Annotated in this window: 19 protein-coding genes and 1 tRNA gene; 11 read left to right on the top strand and 9 right to left on the bottom strand. The window is 68.8% G+C overall.

Features of this window, described 5'->3' with window-relative positions:
- The first annotated feature begins 141 nt into the window (after positions 1-141).
- A complete protein-coding gene (locus IT184_05630; protein MCC7008277.1) occupies positions 142-1,332 on the top strand; it encodes a hypothetical protein in 1,191 nt (396 codons plus the stop codon).
- 148 nt (positions 1,333-1,480) lie between these two features.
- On the opposite strand, the gene IT184_05625 is transcribed toward IT184_05630, so the two are convergent.
- A tRNA-Ser gene (locus IT184_05625) sits at positions 1,481-1,570 on the bottom strand.
- A 312-nt stretch (positions 1,571-1,882) separates the two neighbouring features.
- Positions 1,883-3,172, bottom strand: coding sequence for a serine--tRNA ligase (gene serS, locus IT184_05620; protein MCC7008276.1), 1,290 nt, complete (start codon positions 3,170-3,172; stop codon positions 1,883-1,885).
- 67 nt (positions 3,173-3,239) lie between these two features.
- On the opposite strand from serS, the gene IT184_05615 reads away from it, so the two are divergent.
- From IT184_05615 to galU, 4 genes are all read left to right on the top strand, one after another.
- Positions 3,240-4,250, top strand: a complete 1,011-nt coding sequence (locus IT184_05615) for a DUF1722 domain-containing protein (GenBank protein ID MCC7008275.1) — start codon at positions 3,240-3,242, stop codon at positions 4,248-4,250.
- A gap of 207 nt (positions 4,251-4,457) precedes the next feature.
- Positions 4,458-5,246 carry a hypothetical protein gene (locus IT184_05610; protein MCC7008274.1) on the top strand — a complete coding sequence of 263 codons (789 nt, stop codon included), beginning with the start codon at positions 4,458-4,460 and terminating at the stop codon, positions 5,244-5,246.
- A complete protein-coding gene (locus IT184_05605) occupies positions 5,243-7,456 on the top strand; it encodes a response regulator (GenBank protein MCC7008273.1) in 2,214 nt (737 codons plus the stop codon). The genes IT184_05610 and IT184_05605 overlap by 4 nt, the downstream gene beginning before the upstream one ends.
- Before the next feature lie 42 nt (positions 7,457-7,498).
- Complete coding sequence (galU, locus tag IT184_05600) at positions 7,499-8,374, top strand: UTP--glucose-1-phosphate uridylyltransferase GalU (GenBank protein MCC7008272.1); 876 nt, start codon at positions 7,499-7,501, stop codon at positions 8,372-8,374.
- Positions 8,375-8,376: 2 nt separating this feature from the next.
- Here galU and IT184_05595 read toward each other — a convergent pair whose 3' ends face one another.
- Entirely contained in the window at positions 8,377-8,727 is a 351-nt protein-coding gene (locus IT184_05595; GenBank protein ID MCC7008271.1) for a zinc ribbon domain-containing protein, read from the bottom strand.
- A 54-nt stretch (positions 8,728-8,781) separates the two neighbouring features.
- Here IT184_05595 and rsmI point away from each other — a divergent pair, with 54 nt between their 5' ends.
- The 4 genes from rsmI to glmS all read left to right on the top strand — a co-directional run bounded on the left by rsmI (position 8,782) and on the right by glmS (position 13,673).
- Positions 8,782-9,642 (top strand): 16S rRNA (cytidine(1402)-2'-O)-methyltransferase, encoded by an 861-nt coding sequence (rsmI, locus tag IT184_05590; protein MCC7008270.1) that lies wholly within the window; start codon positions 8,782-8,784, stop codon positions 9,640-9,642.
- A gap of 243 nt (positions 9,643-9,885) precedes the next feature.
- Positions 9,886-10,359 (top strand): hypothetical protein, encoded by a 474-nt coding sequence (locus tag IT184_05585; protein ID MCC7008269.1) that lies wholly within the window; start codon positions 9,886-9,888, stop codon positions 10,357-10,359.
- A gap of 62 nt (positions 10,360-10,421) precedes the next feature.
- Positions 10,422-11,828 (top strand): bifunctional UDP-N-acetylglucosamine diphosphorylase/glucosamine-1-phosphate N-acetyltransferase GlmU, encoded by a 1,407-nt coding sequence (gene glmU / locus IT184_05580; GenBank protein MCC7008268.1) that lies wholly within the window; start codon positions 10,422-10,424, stop codon positions 11,826-11,828.
- Between the two features lie 3 nt (positions 11,829-11,831).
- Entirely contained in the window at positions 11,832-13,673 is a 1,842-nt protein-coding gene (gene glmS / locus IT184_05575) for a glutamine--fructose-6-phosphate transaminase (isomerizing) (protein MCC7008267.1), read from the top strand.
- Between the two features lie 29 nt (positions 13,674-13,702).
- Here glmS and leuB read toward each other — a convergent pair whose 3' ends face one another.
- Complete coding sequence (leuB, locus tag IT184_05570; GenBank protein MCC7008266.1) at positions 13,703-14,770, bottom strand: 3-isopropylmalate dehydrogenase; 1,068 nt, start codon at positions 14,768-14,770, stop codon at positions 13,703-13,705.
- Positions 14,767-15,975, bottom strand: a complete 1,209-nt coding sequence (locus IT184_05565; GenBank protein MCC7008265.1) for a 2-isopropylmalate synthase — start codon at positions 15,973-15,975, stop codon at positions 14,767-14,769. Before IT184_05565 ends, leuB begins: the two co-directional genes overlap by 4 nt.
- 127 nt (positions 15,976-16,102) lie before the next feature.
- On the opposite strand from IT184_05565, the gene IT184_05560 reads away from it, so the two are divergent.
- Positions 16,103-17,053, top strand: coding sequence for a LysR family transcriptional regulator (locus IT184_05560; protein ID MCC7008264.1), 951 nt, complete (start codon positions 16,103-16,105; stop codon positions 17,051-17,053).
- On the opposite strand, the gene IT184_05555 is transcribed toward IT184_05560, so the two are convergent.
- A complete protein-coding gene (locus IT184_05555; GenBank protein MCC7008263.1) occupies positions 17,026-17,643 on the bottom strand; it encodes a 3-isopropylmalate dehydratase small subunit in 618 nt (205 codons plus the stop codon). The genes IT184_05560 and IT184_05555 overlap by 28 nt on opposite strands.
- On the bottom strand, positions 17,640-19,064 hold the full coding sequence (gene leuC, locus IT184_05550; protein MCC7008262.1) for a 3-isopropylmalate dehydratase large subunit: 1,425 nt from the start codon (positions 19,062-19,064) through the stop codon (positions 17,640-17,642). Before leuC ends, IT184_05555 begins: the two co-directional genes overlap by 4 nt.
- Here leuC and IT184_05545 point away from each other — a divergent pair.
- Positions 19,063-21,426 carry a UvrD-helicase domain-containing protein gene (locus IT184_05545; GenBank protein MCC7008261.1) on the top strand — a complete coding sequence of 788 codons (2,364 nt, stop codon included), beginning with the start codon at positions 19,063-19,065 and terminating at the stop codon, positions 21,424-21,426. The genes leuC and IT184_05545 overlap by 2 nt on opposite strands.
- A 96-nt stretch (positions 21,427-21,522) precedes the next feature.
- On the opposite strand, the gene gyrA is transcribed toward IT184_05545, so the two are convergent.
- The gene (gene gyrA / locus IT184_05540; GenBank protein MCC7008260.1) at positions 21,523-24,027 is read right to left on the bottom strand and encodes a DNA gyrase subunit A; all 2,505 of its coding nucleotides are present in this window, start codon (positions 24,025-24,027) and stop codon (positions 21,523-21,525) included.
- A 27-nt stretch (positions 24,028-24,054) separates the two neighbouring features.
- A complete protein-coding gene (gene gyrB / locus IT184_05535; protein MCC7008259.1) occupies positions 24,055-26,622 on the bottom strand; it encodes a DNA topoisomerase (ATP-hydrolyzing) subunit B in 2,568 nt (855 codons plus the stop codon).
- Positions 26,623-26,625 lie beyond the last annotated feature (3 nt).

Raw genomic sequence — 26,625 nt, 5'->3', positions numbered from 1 at the left:
GCGCAGTGTAGTACGGCCGATCCGATCTCGCCAGCCCGACACGCGACGTTTGGACACCAGACGGCCGGCCGGATCCTGCAGAATCAACTACATGGATCGGGATTTCTTCACCGGAAAGTAGTCTAGCGGTGAGGAGACCTGTTGCGTAACCGTCTCGAGGCAGGTGCGCTCGCTCTCGTTGCGGTCGTCGGGCCCCTTGTCCTGTTCATGGGCACGCCCGGCACGAGCGATGTGGACATCTGGTTCAAGTGGGCGCAAATCCTGAGGACATCCGGCCCTGTCAGCGGATTCGCAGCCCTACGGGCCGACTACCCGCCGGGATCGTCACTCGTGTTACTCGGCGTCCGCTATCTCAGTGAGACGCTGTCCATACCGTACGCGCTCGGCCTCAAGATCACCTTGACGCTGTGTCTGGCCGCAACCGCGTGCGTCGTGTTCCTCGTCGCGCGGAGCGTCCTCTTAGTGGTGGCGACAGTCGTCTCCATGTCGCTGAACGCGGTGGCGCTGATGTACCTGGATGTGCTGATGGCGCCGTTCCTCTTGGCCGCGGCGTACGTGGCGAGGCGCGGACGATGGTGCGCGTGTCTCGCGCTGCTCATCTGCGCGTCATATTTCAAGTACCAGCCAGTCGTTCTTCTTCCGTTCGCGCTCGTCTTCTCTCTGCGGAATATCCGCACGAAGGTGCCGCGAGGTGACTGGATCCTGTTGGGTGCCGCTGCTGGCGGCGTCGTTGCTGGTCTCGCTGTCTACGGGGTTGAGCCGGTATGGCGGTCGTTCATCACTGCCAGCCGCCACAACACCCTCAGCAGCTTCGCCGCCAACCCGCAGTGGATCCTCACGTGGATCTTGCAGGCGTGGTCGGGGCGGGCGACAGAGATCGTGGAGATTGTCTCGGCATCCCGTCCCACGCTGCGCGTTCTGTCGCTCGTGAGTCTCGTTGGCTACGGATACGTGCTGCGCGCGTACTGGAAGTCTGGAGACGGCAGCAACGAGGGTTTCCTGCGCTTCGGCCTGCTGGGCTTTCTCGTCTATTTCTTCTGTTCCGCCGGCGTTCATGAAAACCACTTGTTCGTGCCGTTGGTGATGACATTGAGCTTGGCGATCGAGTCGGAACGATGGTGGCCTCAGTTCGTCGTGGTCGCTGCCGCTGCCAACGCGAACCTCCTGGGCTTCTACGGATGGACGGGATATCTCGACCGTGGCGTCACCGTCATCGACAACACGGTGTGGCTTGCGTGTGTTGCGTCGATCGCTCTGTTTCTCGTTGGCAAGTCGGTCTGGCGTGGCGACGGATCCGGTCTTTCGAAGAGGCATTCACGGCCGTCGGTCTAGCGAGATGGTGAAGGTCGGCTCGGCGAAAGCTTGCCGGCCCCCGTCAACCGGACCGGCCTCGACCGCGGTCGCGGTGGTGATCACGGACGCCCCGCAGGTGGTCGACAGAACGAATGCGGAAATGAACCGCGGCTTCATGTCCAGCTCGTGGCGGAGGGAGAGGGATTCGAACCCCCGGTACCCTTTCGGGTACAGCGGTTTTCAAGACCGCCTGTTTCAACCGCTCACACATCCCTCCGACAGGTACGACGGGTACGACCGGTACGACGGGTCCAAGGAACCTGACGCTCGTCCACTTTACTCAACTTCGATTGCGGAACATAGCTGCGGAGCGGGATCCAAGCGGGCGACGGGTACGACAGGTCCAAGGAACCTGATGCTCCTCCACTTTCCTCACCTTCGATTGCGGAACATCGCCGCGCAGCCGGGTCCAAGCGGGCGACGGGGTACGACAGGTCCAACGAACCTCACGATCGTCCACTTCACTCAACTTCGATTGCGGAACCGCGACGGCGCGCGTCCTGGGCACCGGTCCGATCGACCGTCGTCGCTACATCCCGGCCTCGATCCGCTCCAACCCTCCCATGTACGGCCGGAGCGCTGGCGGGACGACGACCGAGCCGTCCGCGTCCTGGTAGTTCTCGAGGATCGCGACGAGCGTGCGGCCGACGGCGAGACCCGATCCGTTCAGCGTGTGCGCGAACTGGGCCTTGCCGGCGCCGTCCGGCCGGTAGCGGATGCCGGCGCGGCGCGCCTGGAACGCTTCGGTGTTGCTGCACGACGAGATCTCACGGTACGTGCCCTGGCTCGGCAGCCACACCTCGAGGTCGTACGTCTTCGCCGACGCGAACCCCATGTCGCCCGTGCAGAGCAGCACGCGCCGGTACGGCAGCTCCAGGCGCTCGAGCACGGTTTCGGCGTTGCGCGTGAGCGCCTCGAGCTCGTCGTGCGACTGCTCGGCCGTCGTGATCTTCACGAGCTCGACCTTGTCGAACTGGTGCTGCCGGATCAGGCCGCGCACGTCGGCGCCGTACGACCCGGCTTCGCTGCGGAAGCACGGCGTGTACGCCGTGTACTTCAGCGGCAGCGCGCGGCCGTCGAGGATCTCCTCGCGGTGGAGGTTCGTCAGCGGCACTTCGGCCGTCGGGATCAGGAAGAGATCCCACTCGCCGGCGATCTTGAAGAGATCCGGCTCGAACTTCGGCAGGTTCCCCGTGCCGGTCAGCGCCGCGCGGTTGACGAGGAACGGCGGCTCGGCCTCCCGGTAGCCGTGCTCGCGCGTGTGCAGCTCGATCATGAAGTTGATGAGCGCCCGCTCGAGCCGCGCGCCCGCGCCGAGCAGCACGGAGAAGCGCGCGCCCGACATCCGCGTCGCGCGCTCGAAGTCGAGGATCCCGAGGCCGACGCCGACGTCCCAGTGCGGCTTCGGCTCGAATCCGAACGCCCGCGGCGTGCCCCATCGCTTGACCTCGACGTTGTCGGCCGACGAGGCGCCCACCGGCACGGACTCGTGAGGCAGGTTCGGCAGCACGAGCAGCAACGCATCCCGCCGCGCCTCGACGTCGGTCAGCGCCGCCTCGTGCTCGCGGATCTCCGCCGCGCGCGCCTTGTTCCCGGCGAGGATCTCCGAGGCGTCGCGGCCCTCCTTCTTGGCGCGCGCGACGGCCTCGCCCGCGCTGTTCTGCTCGCGCTTGAGGTTTTCGACGAGCGGAATCAGCCGCCGGCGCTCGGCCTCGAGCGCGGCCAGCTCCGCCAGCTCGCGCGCCGGATCGGGGCCGCGAGACCGCAGCCGCGCCTCGACCTCGTTCGCACGCTCTCGCACGTACACGGGATCCAACATGGCTCACATGCTATACCGCGGCGCGCGCTGCCTGCGCAGGGCACGCGCCCGGGCATAATCGGAGGTGATGCCCGCACCGCGCCTGCGCCTCGGCATCTCGGCGTGCCTGGTCGGCCAACGCGTCCGGTTCGACGGAGGCCACAAACGCGACGCCTTCCTCGCCGACGCGCTCGGCACCGTCGTCGAGTGGATCTCCGTCTGCCCCGAGGTCGAGTCGGGCCTGCCCACGCCGCGTGAGACCATCCGCCTCGTCCGCGCGGACGACGAGGTGCGGATGATCACGACGCGCACTGGCTACGACCACTCGCCCGCCATGCGCGAGTACGCCGCGCGAAAGCTCGACGCGCTGGCCGGTCTGAATCTCTGTGGCTTCGTCTTGAAGAAGGACTCGCCGAGCTGCGGCGTGACGCACGTGAAAGTCTTCGACGCCGGCGGGACACCCGCCGAAGACGGCACCGGGCTCTTCGCCGTCGCCCTGATCGCGAGGTTCCCGCTGCTGCCGGTGGAGGACGAGTGCCGGCTCCGCGACCCTGAACTGCGCGAGCACTTCGTCGAACGCGTGCTGGCCTACCGGCGCCTCGCCGCATTCTTCGCGACCCGATGGACGACGGCCGCGCTCGCGCGGTTCCACGCGGTGCACCGGCTGACGTTGCTCGCGCACGCGCCGGCGTCGTACGCGGCGCTCGGCCGGCTCGTCTCCCGCGCTCGCGCGTCGTCTCGCTCGGAGCTTCGAGCCTCGTACTCGGCCGGCTTCATGCACGCGCTCTCCGCCATCCCGACGACGAAACGCCACACGAACGTGCTCCGCCTCGCGGCTGGCTGTCTCCACGACGTGCTGGACGACGACGCGCGCGCGGAGATCGCCGATGCCATCACCCGCTTTTCCGCCGGCGAGGTGCCGCGTGCCGCACCGCTCACCCTTCTCCGCCGCCATCTGCGGCGCCACCGCGTTGCGTCCCTGGCCGGGCAGGTCTACCTGCAGGCGCACCCGGCGATGCGCGCGCTCCGCGTTCGCGCTCGAGCCGCCGGCGCGAGCGCCTCGGCCGAGCGGCTCGCGACGACCGTTGTCTCCCGATAGGGCGTTGCGATACTCTGCCCGGCGTCTCCAGCGCTGTTCCGCGCACGACCGTCGCGTTCTCTGTCGACGAAGCTGAGCCACGGAGGCAACCGCGTGTCCGAATCACCGGCTGGTGAGGCCGTTCCGGCCGCCAACCTTCGCCACGTTCGATTCGCTGGCGTGCCCGCGGCCCGGGCGGCGACGCGATGGCCGACCGCCGGCCCTCGATTGTCCGGGCTCCCGCAACGCGCCGACCGGCGCGACGCGTTCGCGGATCACGTCCTCGGTCTCGCGGGCCTCGACGCCGAGCTGTATCGGCCGGGACCACTCGAACGGCGCGTCGGAGCCTGCCTGAGCGCGCTCCGGGCGCGCTCGATCGACCGCGCCGCGCACCTGCTCGCCACCGCCCCTGAGCTGCGGCGGGTCGCGACCGACGCCTTGCTGCTCGGCGTCACGCAGTTCTTCCGCGACGCCGACGTCTTCGATCGGCTCGCCGGACACGTCCTGCCCGCTCTGCTCACCTCGGGCGCGGACCCAATCCGCGTCTGGAGCGCCGGCTGTTCGAACGGCGCCGAGCTGTACAGCGTCGCGATGCTCGCCGCCGGCGCCGGCGTACTCAATCGATGCGAATTCGTCGGGACCGACTGCCGCTCGACCGCGGTCGCCGACGCTCTCGGCGGCGTCTTCGACGCGCGGACGTTCGAGTCGGCCCCGCGCGATCTCGCGGCGCGATACGCCGAACCTGTCGCGGGCCATCGCGTGCGCGTGGCCGCCGCGCTCCGGGATCGCTGCCGCTGGCGCGTCGCCGATCTGACCCGCGACGTCGAGCCCGGCCCCTGGCACCTGATTCTCTGCCGGAACCTGACGATGTACCTGCAGCAGGATTGCGCGGACGCCGTCTTCGGCCGGCTCGAACGTGAGTGCGTGCCGGGCGGCTATCTCGTCGTCGGCCGCGCCGAGCGCCTCGCCGGCGCCCGCCTCGTCGCACGCTGCATCTACCGGACGGTCCCGCGATGATCGAACGAGCGCGGTCGGTTGCGCCGCTGCCACCGCTCCGGCCTGGGGCCTCGATGCTGCTCGGCCTGGCCCTGATGTTCGCGTGGGGGCTGCTGCGCGTCGTCGTCTTCTCCGACATCGTGCTGCCGCTGACGTACGTGCTGCCGATGCTCGTCTGCGTCTGGACGCAGGATCGGCGCATGTTGTGGACCATGGCCGCCGGATTCGCGGTCCTGAACGCCGTCCAGGCGACGTGGCTCGTGCCGGCCGGCACGGTGACGCCGCTGGTCCACGCCGCCACGTTCGTGAACATCTGCGTCGGCGCGGGAGTGGTGGACACGATCATCAGGTCGAGGCGCCGGCTTCGCGCGGCGCTCACGGATGTCCGGGCGCAGCGCGACGAGCTGGCCGAGCTGAACGACCGATTGAGAGATCAGGCGGACGAGCTGGGCCGGCAGGGCGAGGAAATCGCCGCGCAGATCGAGCAGCTCACGCAACGCAACGAGGAGGTGCAGATCCAGGCGGAGGAGATCCAGCACCTCAACACCGACCTGTCGAGGCGCGAGGAGATCCTCGACGTGCTGCTCGGCCTGGTCAACGTCTCGAGCACGCAGCGCGACGCCCTCGGCCTCGTGGTCTCGCGCGCCGCGCCGCTCTGGGAGCCGGCGGCCGCCGCCGTGTTGATCTACAAGATGGGTGCGGACGGCTTGTCGGCGGTTGCCAGCGCGCCGGCCGACGTGGCCGCGGCGGCCGATCGCATTCCGGATCGCTTCGTGGCGCTGGCGATCGAGCACGGGCGCCCCGCGGCGCTCGCCGACGCCAGCCTCCGCCCCGATCTGCCGCTGCTCGGGCGCGCCGCCGATCGCCCGCCGTTCGCCGCCGTGCTCGCCGCGCCGATCGCCGTCGACGATGCGCCGTACGGCGCCATTGCCGTGTACGCCGAGCATCCCTACGAGTGGTCCGAGGAGCAGTTCCGGTTCATCCGGTGGCTCGCTGCGCAGTGCGGCCGCCTCATCGAGACGCTGCGCGCGCGCGAGCAGCTCACGACGGCGCTCGCCGCGCTGGACGACCTGAACCGCAACAAGAGCCAGTTCCTCGCGACGCTGTCGCACGAGCTGCGCAACCCGCTCGCGGCGATCCGCTACGCGCTCGATCTGCTCCAGATGCCGCAGGCGGACGCGGCGATCGCGCGGCGCGTCGTCGAACGGCAGTTGCCCCATCTCGTGCGGCTCGTGGACGACCTGCTCGACGCGGCGCGCATCGAGCGCAACAAGATCGCGCTGCGACGCGACGTCGTCGATCTGCGGACCGTCGTGCAGGAGGCGATCGATGCCGCACGCTTGTCCGGTGCGCCCGGCACGCACCGCATCACGGCCCATCTCCCCGACGCTCCCGCGTGGGTGAGCGCCGACCCGGATCGCCTGCTCCAGGCCGTCACGAACGTGATGTCCAACGCGATTCGCTATACCCCGGACGGCGGCGCGGTGACGGTCACGCTGTCCGAGCGCGGCGAGCGCGCGCTGCTCTCCGTGGCCGACACGGGCGCGGGCATCCGCCGCCAGGATCTGGGGCGGATCTTCGACATGTTCGCGCAGAACGACCACGCGAAGGAGGGCCTCGGCATCGGCCTCGCCCTCGTGAAGTCGATCATCGACCTCCACGGCGGGTCGATCGAAGCGCGCAGCGAGGGCGAAGGGCACGGCAGCGAGTTCGTCGTGGAACTGCCGCGCGCGACCGCCCCGCCGCCCGAGCGAGGCGCGCCGCCTCCGCTGCCGGTGTCGGCCAACCGCCGTGTGCTCGTCGTCGACGACAACGAGGACGCCGCGTCGATGCTGCAGTCGCTTCTCGAGCTGCGAGGGCACACCGTGTGGACGGCCAGGAACGGGGCGGACGCCTTGCGGCTCGCCGAGCAGTCGCCTCCCGACGTCGTTCTCCTCGACATCGGCCTGCCCGGCATGGACGGCTTCGAGGTCGCCGCCGCGCTGCGACGGTCGCGCACCGGCGCCACCATGTTCCTCGTCGCCCTCACCGGCTGGGGCAGCGATCACGATCGCGTGCGCGCGAGGGACGCCGGTTTCGACGCTCACGTCACCAAGCCCGCCGAGCTCCACGAAATCGAACGGCTCGTAGCCGAAGGGCCGGCTCGCGCCCGCGCGCAGGCCGGCGACGCCCACTCTTCCCGGCGCGACACGCCGCCACCCCCAGCCTCGGGCCACCTCCCCGCGCCCTGACCACACGCCTCGCGCTGGGATAGAGTTTCCGAGAGGTCACACGTGAAGAAGAGCGTACGCAAGGCGGTGTTTCCTGCTGCCGGACTCGGCACCCGGTTCCTTCCCGCCACGAAGGCCCAGCCGAAGGAAATGCTGCCGCTCGTGGACAAGCCGATCATCCAGTACGGCGTCGAGGAGGCGACGAGCGCCGGCGTCACCGACATCATCATCGTCACCGGACGCGGCAAGAACGCGATCGAGGATCACTTCGACGTGTCGATCGAGCTCGAGAGCTTCCTGGAGTCGCGGCAGAAGCGCGAGCTGGCGGCCGAGATCCGGTCCATCTCCAACCTCGTCCGCAGCCTGTCGTACGTCCGCCAAGGCGAGCCGCTCGGCCTCGGACACGCGGTGCTCACCGCCCGGCCCCTCGTCGGCGACGAGCCCTTCGCCGTGATCCTCGCAGACGACGTGATCGATGCGCAGCCATCGGCGCTGGCGCAGATGATTCGGGTGTTCGAGGAGGTCGACGGGCCCGTCATCCTCGTGGAGCGCGTCCCCAAGGCGCAGATCTCGGGCTACGGCGTGATCGCCGCCGACGAGGTCCGTCCCGGCATCTACCGCATCCGGGATCTCGTCGAGAAACCCGCGCCGGAGGACGCGCCGTCGGACCTCGCGATCATCGGCCGGTACATCCTCACGCCAGACATCTTCGACGCGCTCGTCGAGGAGTCGGGCTCCGTGAAATCAGGTGAGATTCAGTTGACGAATGGCATGAGACGGCTGCTCTCGAAGCGGCCGCTCTACGCGTGCGAGATCACCGGCGTTCGGCACGACACCGGCAACAAGCTGGGCTTCCTGAAAGCGGTCGTCTACTTCGGGTTGAAACGGCCGGAGCTGGCGGAGCCGCTTCGGCAGTACCTGAACTCACTCGGCCACTGACGTCAGTCGGCCTTCGTGCCCCCGGCGGCGGCCGCGGCAGGCTTCGCGCTCGCCCCGCTGTCGGCCTTGGTCCCGCCGCCCGCCGCGGAATCGCCGCCTTTCGGCGATCCACCATCGCCTGAAGCGGCCGCGGCCCCTGGCTTCGCGGCTCCCGCCGCATCCGGCTTCGATCCGCTCTTGGCGTAGTCGGTGATGTAGAAGCCGGATCCCTTGAACTGGATGGCCGGAGAGGAAATCAGCTTCTCGACGGGACCGCCGCAGTTCGGACACTCGGCGACCGGCGGATCCGAGAACTTCTGGATACGCTCGAAGCGGTGAGCGCACGACTGGCACTGGTACTCGTACAGGGGCATGTGTGGTCGAAGCTCCCGAGGCTTTCTCCGAATTATAGATAATCCGATCGCCCCATGACGGGAACCCTTTACGTGGTCGGGACGCCCATCGGCAACCTGGAGGACCTGACCTTCCGGGCCCTCCGGATCCTCGAGGAAGTCGATCTCATCGCAGCGGAGGACACACGCCGCACGGCGAAGCTCCTCGCGCACTACGAGGTGCGCAAGCCGATGGTCAGCCTGCGAGAGCACAACGAGCGGCGGGAGACACCGCGCCTGGTGGCGCAGCTCACCAGGGGCAAGTCGGTTGCGCTCGTCAGCGATGCCGGCACCCCGGGCATCTCCGATCCCGGAGCGCACCTCGTTGCCGCTGCCCATCGCCATGGGATCGCGGTTCGTCCGATTCCAGGCGCCAGCGCCGTGACCGCCAGCCTCTCCGCTGCCGGCTTCCCCGCCTCACAGTTCGTGGTCATCGGCTTCCCGTCTCGTGAATCGGTCAAAAGACAGAGTCTGGCGCTGGATCTTGCGGAGGAAGAGAGAACCGCGGTGATCTTCGAGGCCCCGCATCGTGTTTCTGAAACGCTGAGATCGTTGTCAGAACTGAAACCAGCTAGGACAGTAGCAGTGTTTCGTGAAATGACCAAGTTGAACGAGGCCTGTACGCTGACAACGACGGATCGACTGGCTGAAATAGAGATCCGACCGCAGGGTGAGTTCGTGATTGTTCTCGGTCCGCGCCCTGCTGAGTCATCGGACGCAGACCGTACGGCCGAGATTGTGGATTTCGTTGGTCGATTGACCGCAGGAAGGCCGTTCGATCTAGACGAAGCGGTCCGCATAGCGGCATTGACGCTCGATGAGCGTCCGTCGAGGGTTGCGAACGTGGTCCGGCGACGGACCATCTTGGCCAAACGACAGAACAGCCCGTCGTCTTGACCGTTCTTCGCCGTTTTTGCTAAGTTCGCGTCAACCTCCCCTGCTCCTATGGCAAAGCGCTCGCGGACCAAACGTGGCTCGCAGGGACGTGCGGCTGTCTCCCGGCCCAGCGGGCAGCGGCTGCACGCTGCGCGGCCTGCCGCGGTGCGGCCGGCGCCTGCGCCCGCGCCACTGCCTGCCAGGCCGGAGCCGAACGGTCCGCCGGCGGAGGCGGTGTCCGCCTTCGAACGCGGAGTGCAGGCCATGCAGCGCCACGCGTTCGCAGACGCGGCAGAGCAGTTCAAGCTCATCCTGCAGTCGTTCGCTGGCGACAGCGGCCTTCGGGACCGCACGGAGGTCTATCTCTCGCTCTGCGAACGCGAGCTGCGCCGGCGACCCGCCAGCCCTCAGACGATCGAGGAGCGGCTGACGGCGGCGACCGCCGCCCTCAACAATGGGGACGACGACCTGGCGGAACGGCTGGCAAAGGGCGTGCTCGGCGAGAACCCCGATCAGGACCTGGCGCTGTACCTGATGGCCGCCATCGAAGCCCGCCGCGGCGCCACGAACGCTGCCCTGCACATGCTCGCCCAGGCGATCGACGCGAGGCCCGACGTCCGGGCGCAGGCCCGGCACGACGCCGACTTCGAAGCGCTGCGATCGCTCGACGCCTTTCAGCAGCTCATCGAGGTCCCCACGGGCATCGCGGGGAGCCGAAAGCCCCGCCGGGCCCGCTGAGCCTGCAGCCGCAGTCACGCATCGGCGATAATCGCCAGGGCCGCTCACGCCGGCCGTTTCCCATGACCGATCTCTACATCGTGGTTCTCGCGGCCGGTAAAGGCACGCGGATGAAGTCGTCGCTCCCCAAGGTTCTGCACCCGTTGGCCGGCCGCCCGATCATCGAGCACGTGCTCCGCACCGCCGCCGCCCTCTCCCCGGTCGAGACGATCGTCGTCATCGGCCAGGGGGCGGACGAAATGCGCGAGGCGCTCGCAGGCCGCCATGAGCGCCTGACGTTCGTCATGCAGTCGCCCCAACTCGGCACCGGACACGCCGTGCTCCAGGCCGAGCCGGTCCTCCAGGGAAGGCGCGGCACGCTCCTCGTGCTCTACGGCGATGTCCCGCTGCTGCAGGCGTCCACGCTGCAGCGGCTGCTCGAGCACCACCGGTCTCGCGGGGCGGCGGCCACGGTTCTCACCGCGAACCTCCCGGATCCCTTCGGCTACGGGCGAATCGTGCGCGACGCGCAAGGCCGGCTGACCCGAATCGTCGAGGAGCGCGATGCCTCGGGCGATCAACGGTCCATCCGTGAAATCAACAGCGGCATCTACGCGTTCGATCTCAACCCGCTCTTTCCGGCGCTTCACAGCATCGGGGCCGACAACGCGCAGGGCGAGTACTACCTCACCGACCTCGTCGCCATGTACCACCAGCGCCGGCTCCCGCTCGAGACGCTGACGATCGACGATGCGGGCGAGCTGCGCGGCGTCAACACGCGACTCGAGCTGGCCGATCTCGGCGTCGTCGTCCGCGATCGCAAACGGCGTTCGCTCATGCTCGCGGGCGTGACCCTCGAAGATCCGTCCTCCGCTCACATCGACGACGACGTCGAGGTCGGATCCGACACGGTGATTGGGCCGAACGTCCTGCTGACCGGACGGACGACGATCGGCGCCGGCTGCCGCATCCATGCCGGCGTGCGCATCAGCGATTCGGCGGTGGCCGACGGCGGCGTCGTGCTCGACCACAGCGTCATCGTCCACTCGACGATCGGCCGGGGCGCAACCGTCGGTCCCTTCGCGCACCTTCGCCCCGGCTCGCGGATCGGCGAAGCGGCGCACATCGGCAGCTTCGTCGAAACGAAGAACGCCACGTTCGGCGCCCGCTCGAAGGCCGGCCACCTGACGTATCTGGGCGACGCGACGATCGGACAGGACGTGAACATCGGCGCCGGCACCATCACCTGCAACTACGACGGTGAACGGAAGCACGACACGGTGATCGAGGATGGCGTGTTCATCGGCAGCGACTCGCAGCTCGTCGCGCCGGTCACCATCGGGCGGGGCGCCTACGTCGCGGCCGGCTCGTCGATCACGGAGAGCGTGCCGGCCGGCGCGCTCGCCGTGGGGCGCGCTCGCCAGGTCGTCAAGGTCGGATGGGCCTCCCCTCAGGCCCGGCGGACTCCTGGTCAGCCTGAGCAGAGTTGAACCATGTGTGGCATCGTCGGGTACGTTGGCGCCAGGCCGCTCGTGCCCCTGCTCATCGACGGGCTCAGACGGCTCGAGTACCGTGGCTACGATTCGGCCGGCATCGCGGTCGTCCGCGACGGCGCCATCGACATCCGCCGCAGCGCGGGCAAGCTCGCGCGGCTGGAAGACGCACTGCGGCAAGCCCCGGCCGATGGACGTTTCGGGATCGGGCACACGCGCTGGGCGACCCACGGCAGGCCGACCGAGGAAAACGCCCATCCTCACCGCGACTGCCGCCACAGGATCGCTGTCGTCCACAACGGGATCATCGAGAACTACCTCGAGCTGAAGCACGAACTGACGCGGCAGGGACACACGTTCGTCAGCGAGACCGACACCGAGGTGGCCGCGCATCTCGTCGAGAGCGAGTACGGCGCGGACGGACTCGAGGCCGCGGTCCGTCGCGCGCTTCGCCGCCTGCGAGGGCTTTTCGCGCTCGTGCTGATCGCGGCCGACGAACCGGACGTCATCGTGGCCGTTCGCAGCGGTCCGCCAGTGGTCGTCGGGCTCGGCGAGCAGGAGTGCTTCGTCGCCTCCGACATCCCGGCGCTACTCAGCCACACGCGCGACGTCATCTTTCTCGACGACGACGAGATGGCGACGATCACGCCGGCCGGAGTGCGCTTCGCGGACTTCGACGGCCACGCGCGGTCGCGGACGCCGCAGCGCATCACGTGGGACCCGGTCAGGGCAGAGAAGGCCGGATATCCCCATTTCATGCTCAAGGAGATTCACGAGCAGCCGCGCGCGGTGCGCGAGACGGTGCTCGGCCGCGCATCGGTCGACACGGGCGCCGTGCAGCTCGACGGCATCGCCCCGCGCATCCTCACCGACACGGATCGCGCGCTCATCGTCGCATGCGGGACGTCATGGCACGCGGGGCTCGTGGGCAAGTTCCTGATCGAAGAGCTTGCCGGCGTACCGGTCGAGGTCGACTACGGATCCGAGGCGCGCTATCGCCGGCCGCTCGTGGACGGCCGCACGCTCGTCATCGCGATCACCCAGTCGGGCGAGACGGCCGATACGATCGGCGCGTTGCGGGAAGCGAAGCGCCTCGGCGCGGCGAGCGTCGCCATCTGCAACGTCGTCGGGAGCATGGTCACGCGCGAGGCGGACGGGACGGTGTACACGCACGCCGGCCCCGAGATCGGCGTCGCCTCGACCAAGGCGTTCACGACCCAGCTCGCCGCGCTGACGCTGCTCGCGCTCGGCATGGCGCAGGCGCGCGGTGCGCTCGCGGCTGACCCGAGCCGGACGCTCGTCGAGGAGCTCGAACGCCTGCCGGCGCTCATCGAGCGCACGCTCGCGCTCGACGAGGCGGTGGCCGCGCTCGCCGACACCGTGGCGGATCGGCGCGATTTCCTCTACCTGGCGCGCGGCATCAACTACCCGATCGCGCTCGAAGGCGCGCTGAAGCTCAAAGAGATCTCCTATATTCACGCCGAAGGCTACCCGGCGGGGGAGATGAAGCACGGGCCGATCGCGCTGATCGACGACGGCATGCCGGTCGTGGTGGTGGCCTCAGACGATCGCGTGTTCGAGAAGACGCTGGGCAACGTGCAGGAGGCCAAGGCGCGCGGCGGACGCATCATCGCGGTCACGAGCGCGTCTCGCGCGCGGACGTTCGAGGCGCTGCTCGAGCCTGGCCGCGACGTCGTGCTCGCCGTCCCTGACGCCCATCCGCTGCTGCTGCCCGTGCTGTTCACCGTGCCGCTGCAGTTGCTCGCATATCACGTGGCCGTGCGCCGAGGCTGCGACATCGACCAGCCCCGGAATCTCGCGAAGAGCGTCACCGTCGAGTAGGCGGCCCGCGACCGCCGCCGCCAGCGGCGTCAGGCGCGGATCGCGTTCACGACGGCGTCCGTGAACGCGCGCGTCCCGACGGGCGTCGTGCCGGCCGGCGCCACGTCGGCCGTGCGGAGGCCGGCGGTCAAGGCCTGCTCGATCGCGCGAATGACCTCCGCGCCTTCCGCCCGGAGGCCGAGGCCGTCGGCGAGAAGCATCGCCGCCGATGCGATCGTGCCGATCGGGTTCGCGATGTCCTTGCCGGCGATGTCCGGCGCCGATCCGTGCACGGGCTCGAAGAGGCCCGGGCCGTCGCCCAAGCTCGCCGACGGCAGCAGACCGAGCGACCCGCAGACGGCGCCGGCCTCGTCCGACAGGATGTCGCCGAACAGGTTCTCCATCACGACCACGTCGAATCGCGACGGTGCGAGCGCGAGCTTCATCGCGGCGGCGTCGACCAGCTCGTGCGTCAGCGTCACGTCAGGAAACTCCTTCGCCACGTCGGTGACGACGTTGCGCCAGAGCCGCGACACTTCGAGGACGTTCGCCTTGTCGACCGAGACGAGCCGCTTCTTCCGCTTCGCTGCGAGCTGGAAGGCCACGCGCGCGACGCGCTCGATCTCCGGGCGCGTGTAGCGCATCGTGTTGACCGCCGCGTTGCCGTCGGCGTCGATGCCGCGCGGCTGGCCGTAGTAGAGCCCGCCGAGCAGCTCGCGCACCACGATCAGGTCCGTGCCGGCGAGCACGTCCGGCTTGAGCGGCCCGGCGTCGCCGAGGCCCGGCCACACGCGCGCGGGACGCAGGTTCGCGAACACGCCGAGCTCGCGGCGGATCCTCAACAGCGCCGCTTCCGGGCGCTCCGCCGGAGGCCGATGGTCGAACGACGGATCGCCCACCGCGCCGAGCAGTATCGCGTCCGCCGCCTTGGCAGCCGCCAGCGTGTCGTCGGGCAAGGGCGGCAGGCCGGCCTTGAGCGCCGCCCCGCCGATCGTCTTCCTGGTGAACGTCCACTGATGGTGGAAGGTCTCGCCGACCTTGGTCAGAACTCTGACCGCCGATTCGACGACGTCCGGACCGATCCCATCTCCTGGGAGCAAAACGATCGATGCGTTCATGCGCGGATCTTGTACTCCGACTGTGGTGGGCGGAGGTCCGAGGCGGGCGATCCGCCCGTCACGTCCACCGCGATGGCCAGGACCTCGTCGTCGGTCACGTGCTTCTGCCGATCGGCCAGCGCGACCATCCGGCGATAGACCTCGTCGAGATCGCGGCGCGAGAGCTGCAGGCCGAGCCGCTCGCAGCACTTCTGCACGGCGTGGCGTCCGGAGTGCTTGCCGAGCACGAGCGTGCTCTCCGGCACGCCGACATCCTGCGGCCGCATGATCTCGTACGTGCGCCGATCCTTGAGCATGCCGTCCTGATGGATCCCGGCCTCGTGCGCGAACGCATTGCGCCCGACGACGGCCTTGTTGGCCTGAACGCGTTCGCCCGTGATTTCCGTGAGGAGCTGACTGGTGGGGAAGAGCTGCGTGGTGTCGATGCTGGTCTCGACCGGAACGAGATCCGGCCGGACCCGGCCAATCATGACGATTTCCTCGAGCGAGGCGTTGCCCGCGCGCTCGCCGATCCCGTTGATCGTGCACTCGACCTGCCGGACGCCGGCGTTGATCGCCGCGAGCGTGTTGGCGACGGCCAGCCCGAGATCGTCGTGGCAGTGCGCGCTGAACACGGCCCGATGGGCGTTCGGCACGCGCTCGATCACCGATCGGAAGAACTCGCCGATCTCGCCGGGCACCGAGTAGCCGACGGTGTCGGGCAGGTTGACGGTGGTGGCGCCGGCGGCGATCACCGCCTCGACGACGCGGCAGAGAAAACCGAGATCGCTGCGGAGCGCATCCTCGGCCGAGAACTCGACGTCGTCGGTGTACTGGCGCGCGCGCTTCACTGCCGAGACGGCCATGTCGAGACACGTCTCGCGGCTGATGCGCAGTTTCACCGCCAAGTGCAGGTCGGACGTCGCGATGAACGTGTGAATGCGGCTGCGCCGGGCTCCACGCAGGCATTCGCCCGCACGGTCGACGTCGCCCTGTGCGCATCGCGCCAGCGCCGCCACGACTGGCGTCTTGACCTCGGCCGCCACCCGACGCACTGCCGCGGCGTCGTCCTCCGACGAGATCGGGAAGCCCGCCTCGATGATGTCCACGCCCAGCAGCTCGAGCTGGCGCGCCATGCGGAGCTTCTCGTCGAGGTGCATCGAGAAGCCCGGCGCCTGCTCGCCGTCCCTGAGCGTGGTGTCGAAGATGACGAGTCTGTCCGCCATTGGTTGCCAGTGTCCCGCCCCCCGGCGGTCAAAGTCAAGATTATGATGCTTAGATTAGTAGTCGCAATATTTATTGACCTGCCATCAAAACGGCCCAACAATGCCGAGGGCCGAAACGCGGCTGTCCATGACCTTCGAAGACCTGCGGGTGTTCGTCACCGTCGCGTCGGAGCGCAGCTTTTCGCGCGCGGCACGCAAGCTCCGCCGGACGCAGCCGGCGGTCAGCCAGGCCATCCGCCGGCTCGAGGCCGCGGCCGGCGAGCGGCTCATCGACCGCTCGTCGCGTGACGGCACGCTGACCGACGCCGGCGAAGTGCTGCTCGAGTACGGGACGCGGCTCCTTCGGATCGCCGACGAAGCGAATGCCGCCGTCGCCGACCTGCGGCACGCGAAGAAGGGGCGCGTCCTCGTCGGCGCGAACGAGGGCGGCGTGCACGCCGTACTGCCCTTGATCGCCGCCTTCCAGAAGGAATACCCCGACATCGTCGTGGACGTGCGCCGGCTGCTCTCGCGACAGATGGCGCAGGAGGTGCTCCTGCGATCGATCGATTTCGGCGTGCTCACGTTCAACCCGCCCGATCGCGACCTGCTGTCGCTCGTCGTCGCCACCGACGAGCTGGTGCTGCTCGTCCGTCCGGATCACCCGTTCGCGTCGCAGCGCCAGGTGAGCATGGAAGAGATGGGGCGGCAGATCGTGATCGCGCACAACGATCCGTCGCCGGCGCGCGAGCGCGTGCTGCGGCTGTACGAGCAGCGACAGGCGCCGCTCAACATCCGCCTGTGGCTTCCGAGCCTCGACGGCATCAAGCGCGCCGTGGAGATGGGGCTTGGCGTCGCCCTGCTGCCGCGCCGGTGCGCGAAGGGCGAGCTGGCCCGCGGCGAGCTGGTGGAAGTGACGGTGCCGGAGCTTCGATCGCCGCGGCAGGTCAGGTTGATCTATCGGCGTGAAGGATCGTTGTCGCACGCGGCGACGCGGTTCCTCGAGATCGCTCGCCGGGCGACGCCGCCCGCGACGTCACGCGCGGCGGATCGGCGGCGCGATCAGGTCGATCAGACGACGTTCCACCCGGAAACGTAGGGGAGCTTGGCGGCGACCCGCTCGACTTCCTCGTAGCGATCGAGCAGCAGGCCGGTCGCATCCCAGTTGCCCGTGAGCAGCGACGTGCGCACGGCCTCCGGCATCGTCACGGGCACGGCGATGTCTCCCGCCGTGAGCTGGCTGCGCTCCAGATCCAGATCGAATTCGAGCGCTGGGTTGGCCTCGGACGCGGCCATCAGCCGGTCGAGGTCGGCTCGCGACGCCGTGGCGCACGGCAGCCCCATCATGAGCGCGTTGCCGAAGAAGATCTCCGCGAACGACTCGCCGACGATCGCGTGGATTCCCCACCGGGCAATCGCCTGGGGCGCGTGCTCGCGCGACGACCCGCAGCCGAAATTCTCCTGCACGAGCAGGATCGCTGCGCCGCGGTGCGCGGGCACGTCGAACGGGTGCACGGCGCCGCGCTCCCTGAGCTGCTGGCGATCGTCTTCGAACACGTGATCGCCCAGACCGTCGAAGGTGATCGTCTTGAGATAGCGGGCCGGGATGATCCGATCCGTGTCGATGTCGTCGCCGCGGACGGCCACGGCGGGCCCCACGACGCGCGTGATCTTCGATGCCTGGCTCATGCGTGTGCTCCGGCTGGCTCCGCCATCCACGACCGCACGTCGACGACCTCGCCCGCGACCGCGGCGGCCGCGACCATCGCGGGGCTCATGAGCAGCGTGCGCCCCATCGGGCTGCCCTGGCGCCCCTTGAAATTGCGGTTCGACGACGACGCGCAGACTTCGCGGCCCTGCAGGCGATCGGGGTTCATCGCGAGGCACATCGAGCACCCGGCGCCGCGCCATTCGAAGCCGGCCTGTCTGAAGACCTCGTCGAGGCCCTCGCGCTCCGCCGCCTTCGCGACGCTCTGCGACCCCGGCACGACCAGCGCCCTCACGTGCGGCGACACCTTGTGGCCGGCCACGACCTTCGCGGCTTCGCGCAGATCGGAGATGCGGCCGTTCGTGCACGACCCGAGGAACGCGACGTCGATCTTGGTGCCGGCGATCGGCTGGCCGGCGCGGAAGTCCATGAACTCGAGCGCTTCGGCCAAGCCCGCCCGCTCGCCGGCTGGCGCCGCGCCAGGCTCGGGCAGGCGGTCGTCCACGCCAACCGACTGGCCGGGGTTGATGCCCCAGGTGACCGTGGGCGTGATCTTCGAACCGTCGAGCACGACGATGTCGTCCCACGGAGCGCCGGGATCGGACGCCAGCCCGCGCCACCAGGTCTTCGCGCGCTCGAAGTCCGCGCCCGTCGGCGCGTATGGCCGGCCTTCGAGGTACTGGAACGTGGTCTCGTCCGGGTTGACGTAGCCGATGCGCGCGCCGCCCTCGATGGACATGTTGCAGATGGTCATCCGCTCGTCCATCGTCATCCGATCGACCACCTCGCCGGCGTACTCATAGGCGTGGCCGTTGCCCCCTTTGACGCCGAGCCGGCCGATGATCGTCAGGATCACGTCCTTCGCGTACACGCCCGAGGCGAGCCGGCCCGTGACCTCGATGCGCCGGACTTTCAACGGCGTCATCGCCAGGCACTGCGACGCGAGCACGTCGCGCACCTGCGACGTGCCGATCCCGAAGGCGATCGCGCCGAACGCGCCGTGGGTGGACGTGTGGCTGTCGCCGCAGGCGATCGTCATGCCCGGCTGCGTCAGGCCCATCTCCGGCCCGATGACGTGCACGATCCCCTGCCGGCCGCTGGCCAGGTCGAACAGCGGGATGCCGAACTCGCGGCAGTTGCGTTCGAGCGCCTCCGTCATGCTCTCGGCCATGACGTCCAGGAAGGGCCGCACCTGCGCCTGCGTGGGGACGATGTGGTCGAGGGTCGCGAAGGTGCGTTCCGGCGCCCGCACCCGCCAGCCGCGATCGCGCAGCTCGGCGAACGCCTGCGGGCTGGTGACTTCATGGACCAGATGGAGGCCGATGTAGAGCTGCGTCTGCCCGTTCGACAGGGTGCGGACGCGATGGAGATCCCAGACTTTCTGAAAGAGCGTTCGGGCCATGGACCCCTCGATCCTATCAGGCGAGCCCACCGAGAAACAGGGCGGCGCCCTCGCTGCGCCGCGGGGTGATACTCTCGGTTCAGCGCGGCACGTGCCTTCAGATCTCCTCGAGTCGCTCAACCCAGCACAACGTGACGCCGTCGTCCACACGCGGGGCCCGCTGCTCATCCTCGCGGGCGCCGGCTCCGGCAAGACGCGGGTGATCGCGTATCGCGTCGCCCACCTCATCCGCGAGGGGTTCGCGAAGCCTGGCGAGGTCCTGGCCGTGACTTTCACCAACAAGGCGGCCGAGGAGATGCGGCAGCGCGTCGAGCGGCTCGTGGGCGACGACTGCCGGCAGATCTGGGTCTCGACGTTCCACGCGCTCTGCGCCCGGCTCCTGCGCCGCGAGGCGCCGGCCATCGGCCTCTCTCGCGACTTCGTGATCTACGACTCGTCCGATCAGCTCGCGATCGTCAAGCAGGGCCTGCGCGCGCTGAACATCGACGACAAGCTGCTGCCCCCGCGCGCCGCGCTCAGCCGGATCAGCCAGGCGAAGAACCGCATGGAATCGCCGGAGGCCATGCGCGGCAGCGGCTGGAACCTCCGCGACCAGCAGGTCGCCAAGGTGTTCGAGTACTACGAGCGCCAGTTGACCGACGCCGGCGCGCTCGATTTCGACGATCTGCTGCTGAAGACCGTGCAACTGATGCAGCTCGAGACCGTCGGCGCGGCCTACGCCCGGAAGTTCCGCTACGTCCTCGTCGACGAGTACCAGGACACGAACCGGCCGCAGTACCTGCTCGTGCGCCGGCTCGCCGACGTCCACCGGAACCTCTGCGTCGTCGGCGACCCCGATCAGTCCATCTACAAGTGGCGCGGGGCCGATCTGCGGAACATCCTCGATTTCGAGCGCGACTTCCCTGACGTGCACGTCGTCAAGCTCGAGCAGAACTACCGATCGACACAGGTCATCCTCGACGCCGCCTCGGCCGTCATCCGCCGCAACCGGCAGCGCCGGGAGAAGCGGCTCTGGACGGATCAGGCGGGCGGCGACCCGATTCGCTACGTCCGCGCCGGCGACGAGATCGAGGAGGCGGACGTCATCACGCGGACGATTCGCGAAGCGCACCGCCAGGATCGCGACCGCACGGTCGCCGTGCTGTATCGCACGAACGCGCAGTCGCGGGCGATCGAAGACGCGCTCATGCGCGAGCACATCGCTTACCGCATCATCGGCGGCGTGCGGTTCTACGAGCGCAAGGAGATCAAGGACGCGCTCGCGTACCTCCGGCTCATGATCAACCCGTATGACGACGTGAGCCTGCGGCGGGTGGTCAACGTGCCGGCTCGAGGCATCGGCAAGACGGTGCTGGAGTCGCTCGAGGCGATCGACGCCACGGAGACCGACGCCGGCGCGCCGCTCTTCGCGGCCGGCGCGCCGCCCGTGCGCTCGCCGCGGTCGCTCTGGGCGCGGCTCGTCACCGCCGTGGATCGCCGAATCGGCGCGCCGCGCGCGCTCGCGTCCCTCGGCACGTTCCGCGACATGCTCGTCAACCTCCAGCGCGACGCCCAGGGACGGAGCGTCTCGATCGCGCTCGGCATCATGCTGGATCGCACCGGGTACCTTCAGCATCTCCGGGACGAACGAACGGAGGAAGCCGAGGCGCGGCTCGAGAACCTGATGGAGCTCGTCTCCGCCGCGCGCGAGTACGAATCCCGCGAGGCCGAGGCGACCCTCACCGGCTTCGTCGATCGGCTGTCGCTGCTCTCCGAGGCGGACGAGGCCGAAGGCGCTGCCGAAGCCAGGGTCTGGCTGATGTCCATGCACGCGGCGAAGGGGCTCGAGTTCCCCGTCGTGATCGTGGCGGGCATGGAAGAGGGCCTGTTTCCGCACGCGCGCGCCGTCGAGAGCGACGACGACATCGAGGAAGAACGACGGCTGTGCTACGTCTGCATCACCCGCGCGCAGCAGCGGCTGATCCTCACGTCAGCCGCACGCCGGCGCGTCTTCGGCGAGTACCAGGCCACGGAGCCCTCGCGGTTCCTCGAGGAGGTACCGGCGGAGCTCATCGAGCGCGTCGAGCAGCCCGCCGCGCCGCGCTGGCAGCCAGCCGGCTACGAGCTGCGGAATCCGTACGGGCGGCGTCCGGGATCGACGCCCCGCGTGCGCGACCAGGAGACCTCGGCGTACCGCTACGAACACGAGGATCAATCGCAGACGGCCGTGCGCACGGGAATGCGGGTGCGCCACCGGCAGTTCGGCGTCGGCACGGTGCTCGACGTCGAGGACCAGGGCGACGACTACAAGTTGACCGTGCGGTTCAACGCCGTGGGGACGAAGAAGCTGCTGGCCAAGTACGCGGGCCTCGAGCCCGCGTAGTCTCACGACGCGACAACGCGATGACGCGCGGCGATCTCGGTTTCGCGGCCGCCGGTGTTCGCGGCGGTGCGGACGTTGGCGTGCCCGCGCGAACCGCTACGCCGGCTCGACCGGCTCCGCTTCGGCAGGCTGTCCTTCCAGCTCCTGCTCTTCGGGCTCCCGCAGCGTCGCCAGCGAGACGAGGCGGTCGCCTTCGGCCAGATCCATGAGGCGCACGCCCTGCGTGTCGCGCCCGATCGGCCGGAGGTCGCCGGCTTTCATCCGGATGACCTGGCCCTGCGAGGTCACGAGCAGCAGCTCGTCGCGATCCGTCACGCAGCCGAGCCCGATGACGTTGCCGTTCCGATCGCTCGTCTGGACGTTCTTGAGGCCGATGCCGCCGCGCGACTGCGGACGGTATTCGGACACCGGCGTGCGCTTGCCGTAGCCGTTCTCGCACACCGTCAGGAGCGTGGCCTCGTCGTTGACGACCTCCATGGCGACGGCTTCGTCGCCGTCGCGCAACTGGATGCCGCGCACGCCGAACGCGCTCCGTCCCATCGGCCGCACGTCGGATTCGGCGAACCGGATCGCCATGCCGTTCTTCGTGCCGATGACGAGATCCTTGGCCCCGTCCGTTTCCGCGACGGCGATCACGCGATCCTCGTCGTCGACCTGCATCGCGATGATGCCGGCCGTGCGCGGGTTGGAGAACGCCACGAGGTCGGTCTTCTTGACGGTGCCCTTGCGGGTGCCCATCACGATGAACCGGCCGCCTTCTTCGGTCGGGAAGGCCTGCACGCGCAGCAGCGCCGCCAGCCGCTCTCCCTCGGCCATGTGGACGAGGTTGGCGATCGACTTGCCCTTGCTGCTGCGGCCGACTTCAGGGACGTCGTAGACCCTGAGCCAGTAGCAGCGGCCGCGGTCGCTGAAGATCAGGATGTAGGCGTGCGTGTTCGCCACGAACAGGTGCTGCACGACGTCTTCGTCGCGCGTCTGCATGCCGATCAGGCCCTTGCCGCCGCGCCGCTGCTTCCGGTACTCGTTCAGCGCCGTCCGCTTGATGTACCCCGTGCTCGTCGCGGTGATGACGACGTCCTCGTCGGCGATGAGATCTTCGACGCGGAACTCGCCGCTGTCCTCGATCATGTCGGTGCGCCGGGCGTCGCCGAACTTCTGGCGGATCTCGCGCATCTCGTCCACGACGATCCCCACGATCAGCTCCTCGCTGGACAGGATCGCGCGCAGCCGCTCGATGATCGTCGCCAGCTCGGCCAGCTCGTCCAGGATCTTCTGCCGCTCGAGGCCGGTGAGCCGCTGGAGCTGCATGTCGAGGATCGCCTGGGCCTGCATCTGCGTCAGGCCGAAGTCGGTCATCAGCCCCGTGCGCGCCTCGGCGGGCGTTCTCGCCGCACGGATGAGGGCGATCACGGCATCCAGGTGATCGAGCGCGATCTTCAGGCCCTGCAGGATGTGGGCGCGGGCTTCGGCCTTCGCCAGCTCGAACTCCGTCCGCCGGCGCACGACCTCACGGCGGAAGTCGACGAAATGCTCGATGACGTCGAGCAGGCTGAGCACGCGCGGCCGCCCCGCCACGATCGCGAGCAGCGTGATGCCGTAGCTCATCTGGAGCTTCGTGTGCTTGTAGAGGTTGTTCAGCACCACGTCCGGCAGCTCGCCGCGCTTGAGCTCGATGACGATGCGCATGCCTTCGCGGCTCGACTCGTCGCGCAGATCCGAGATGCCCTCGAGGTGCTTCTCGCGCACGAGGTCGGCGATCTCCTCCACCAGTTGCTTCTTGTTCACCTGGTAGGGAATCTCGGTGATGACGATCGACACGCGCTCGCTGCGCTTGTGCTCCTCGAACGTGGCCTTGCCCCGGACGACGAACCCGCCGCGGCCTTCGGTGTACGCGCGATGGATGCCCTGCCGTCCGACGATCGTCCCGCCCGACGGGAAGTCCGGGCCCGGCACGAGCTGCAGCAGCGCGCGCATCCGCTCCTCGCGGGGCGCGGTGCGCCTCTCGATCACCGCGATGACGCCGTCGATCACCTCGCGCATGTTGTGCGGCGGGATGCTCGTCGCCATGCCGACGGCGATCCCGGTGGAGCCGTTGACCAGCAGGTTCGGGAACGGCGTCGGCAGCACGACGGGCTCTTCCGACGTCTCGTCGAAGGTCGGCCGGAAATCGACCGTGTCCTTCTCGAGATCGGTCATCATCGTCTCGGCCAGCGCCTGCAGGCGGGCTTCGGTGTACCGGTACGCGGCGGGCGGATCGCCGTCGATCGAGCCGAAGTTGCCCTGGCCGTCGACGAGCGGATACCGCATGTTGAAGTCCTGCGCGAGGCGGACGAGCGTGTCGTACGCCGGCGCATCGCCGTGCGGATGGTAGTTGCCGATGACCTCGCCGACGATCTTCGCGCACTTGCGGTAGGGGCGGTTCGACGCGAGCCCCATCTGGCGCATCGCGTACAGCACGCGCCGATTCGCGGGCTTGAGCCCGTCGCGCACGTCGGGCAGCGCTCGCCCGATGATCACGCTCATCGCGTAATCCATGTACGAGCGCTTCATCTCGTCTTCGATGTTGACCGGCTGCCTGGCGGAAGGTTGATTCTGATCCATGCCTGACGAATTCGTGCGGCCCTGCGGTTAGATGTCGAGGTTCTTCACGTCGAGCGCGTTCTCCTCGATGAACTTGCGGCGCGGTTCGACCTGATCGCCCATGAGCGTCGTGAACATCAGGTCGGCCTCGGTGTGGTCCTCGGCACGCACCTGGAGCAACGTCCGCCGCGCCGGATCCATCGTGGTCTCCCACAGCGTCTCCGGGTTCATCTCGCCCAACCCCTTGTACCGGTTGACGGCGAGCCCGCGGCGGCCGGCTTCGGCGAAGAACTCGACCAGATCGTCGAGCGATTCCACGCCGCGGTCCGTGTCGCGGCCCGGTTTGGGCAGGGCGGTGGCGGCTCCGCCCGCCGGCGCCGCGCCGTTCGCGGCGGTCTCGGCCTCCGCGGTCGCGTCCTCCTCCGGCTCCGCCGACTTCGGCGCGGTCCGAATGGTCACGGACGTGGCGATCACGTCGCGGACGTCCGGATACGCGGCCGCCAGCGTCCGGAACTCGCCGCTCGTGACGTAGTCGAGATCCAGGCGGTGCTGCCGGCCGTAGCCGGCGGTCCGATCCTCGAGCTGCACGGCGAACGCCTCGTGCTCGGCGTCGACCACGACGGTCGGCGTGAGCGCGGGCGCTTCGAGGTGCGCGGCCAGCGCCTCGACCGCCGCGCGGTCGCCCCAGAACGTCTTGTCGCCCGCGCCGCCTTCGAGCAGCGCGAGGATCGCCTTGCGCCCCGGCCCGCGGCGTTCGACCACCTGCAGCAGCTTGCGGAACGCGATCAGCGTCTCGAGCTTGCGTTCGAGCGCGTCGCCCGAGATCTCGCGGCCGTTGGCGAGCACGATCGTCCGCGACTCGGCCGCGTGGCGGATGAGGAACGCCTCCAGCTCGCGCTCGTCCTTGATGAACGTCTCGCGGCGGCCGCGCTTGGCGCGGAAGAGCGGCGGCTGCGCGATGTAGATGTGCCCGCGATCCACCAGCTCCCGCATCTGCCGGTAGAAGAACGTGAGGAGCAGCGTCCGGATGTGCGATCCGTCCACGTCCGCGTCCGTCATGATGATGATGCGGTGGTACCGCACCTTGGACGGATCGAACTCGTCCTGGCCGATGCCACAGCCGAGCGCCGCGATGAGCGTCCTGATCTCCTCGTGGCTGAGCATCTTGTCGAACCGCGCCTTCTCGACGTTCAGGATCTTGCCCTTGATGGGCAGCACGGCCTGGAACCGGCGATTGCGCCCCTGCTTCGCCGAGCCGCCGGCCGACTCGCCTTCGACGATGTAGATCTCGCTGTTGGCGGGATCGCGTTCCTGGCAATCGGCGAGCTTGCCCGGCAGCGCCAGGTTGTCGAGCGCGCCCTTCCGGCGGACGAGATCGCGGGCCTTGCGCGCCGCTTCGCGCGCGAGCGCGGCGTCCACGGCCTTCGCGATGATCTTCCGCGCGACCGCCGGCGTCTCCTCGAGGAACGCGCCCAGCCGGTCGTTCACGATCGTCTCGACGACGCCCTTGACCTCGGTGTTGCCCAGCTTGGTCTTCGTCTGCCCTTCGAACTGCGGCTGCGGGATCTTCACCGAGATCACCGCGGTCATCCCCTCCCGGATGTCGTCGCCCGAGATGCTCTCGACGAGCTTGTCCGTGAGGTTCATCCGCGACGCGTACTGGTTGATCGTCCTCGTCAGCGCCGCGCGGAAGCCCGACAGGTGCGTGCCGCCCTCCGTCGTGTTGATGTTGTTCGCGAAGCTGTACGTCGTCTCTGCGTACCCGTCGTTCCACTGCACCGCGATCTCCACGGCGACGACGACGCCCTCGCGGACCTCGACCTCGTCGGTCATGTAGATCGGCTTCTCGTTGATCGCCGTGCGGTTCTTGTTCAGGAACTCGACGAACTCCCGGATGCCGCCCTCGTACAGGAACTCGTGCTGCTTGCCGTCGCGCTCGTCGGCGATCGAGATCCTGACGCCGGCATTGAGGAACGCCAGCTCGCGGAGCCGCTGCGAGAGCGTCTCGAAGCTGAACTCCGTGCTCTCGAAGACCGTCGGGTCCGGCCGGAACATCACCTTCGTACCGCGCTTCTCGGTGCGCCCGGCCACGCGGAGCTCGGCCACCGGCGCCCCGCGCTCGTACCGCTGCTCGTGAACCTGGCCGTTGCGCCAGATCTCGACCTCGAGCCATTCGGACAGCGCGTTGACGACCGAGAGCCCGACGCCGTGGAGGCCGCCCGAGACCTTGTAGGCCGAGTTCTCGAACTTCCCGCCCGCGTGCAGCACCGTGAGCACGACTTCGGCGGCCGACTTGCCGCTCTCGTGCATGTCCACCGGAATACCGCGCCCATCGTCGACGACCGTGACCGACCCGTCGATGTGGATGGTGACGTCGATGTTGCGGCAGTAGCCCGCCAGCGCTTCATCGATCGAGTTGTCGACGATTTCGTAGACGAGGTGGTGCAGGCCGGCCGGCCCGGTCGACCCGATGTACATCGCGGGCCGTTTCCGCACCGCGGACAGCCCCTCGAGGACCTTGATTTTGTCGGCGCCGTAGTCTCCGGCGCCGACGGACGCACTGGGCCAGGCGCCGGCGTCGACCGGACGGTGATTCTCGAAATCGGTGTTTGGCATCTC

Source organism: Acidobacteriota bacterium (genome assembly GCA_020853395.1).
Classification (GTDB): Bacteria; Acidobacteriota; Vicinamibacteria; order Vicinamibacterales; family SCN-69-37; genus JADYYY01.
Note: the sequence above shows the minus strand (reverse complement) of the source record. Positions and strands in the feature narration are given on the sequence as shown.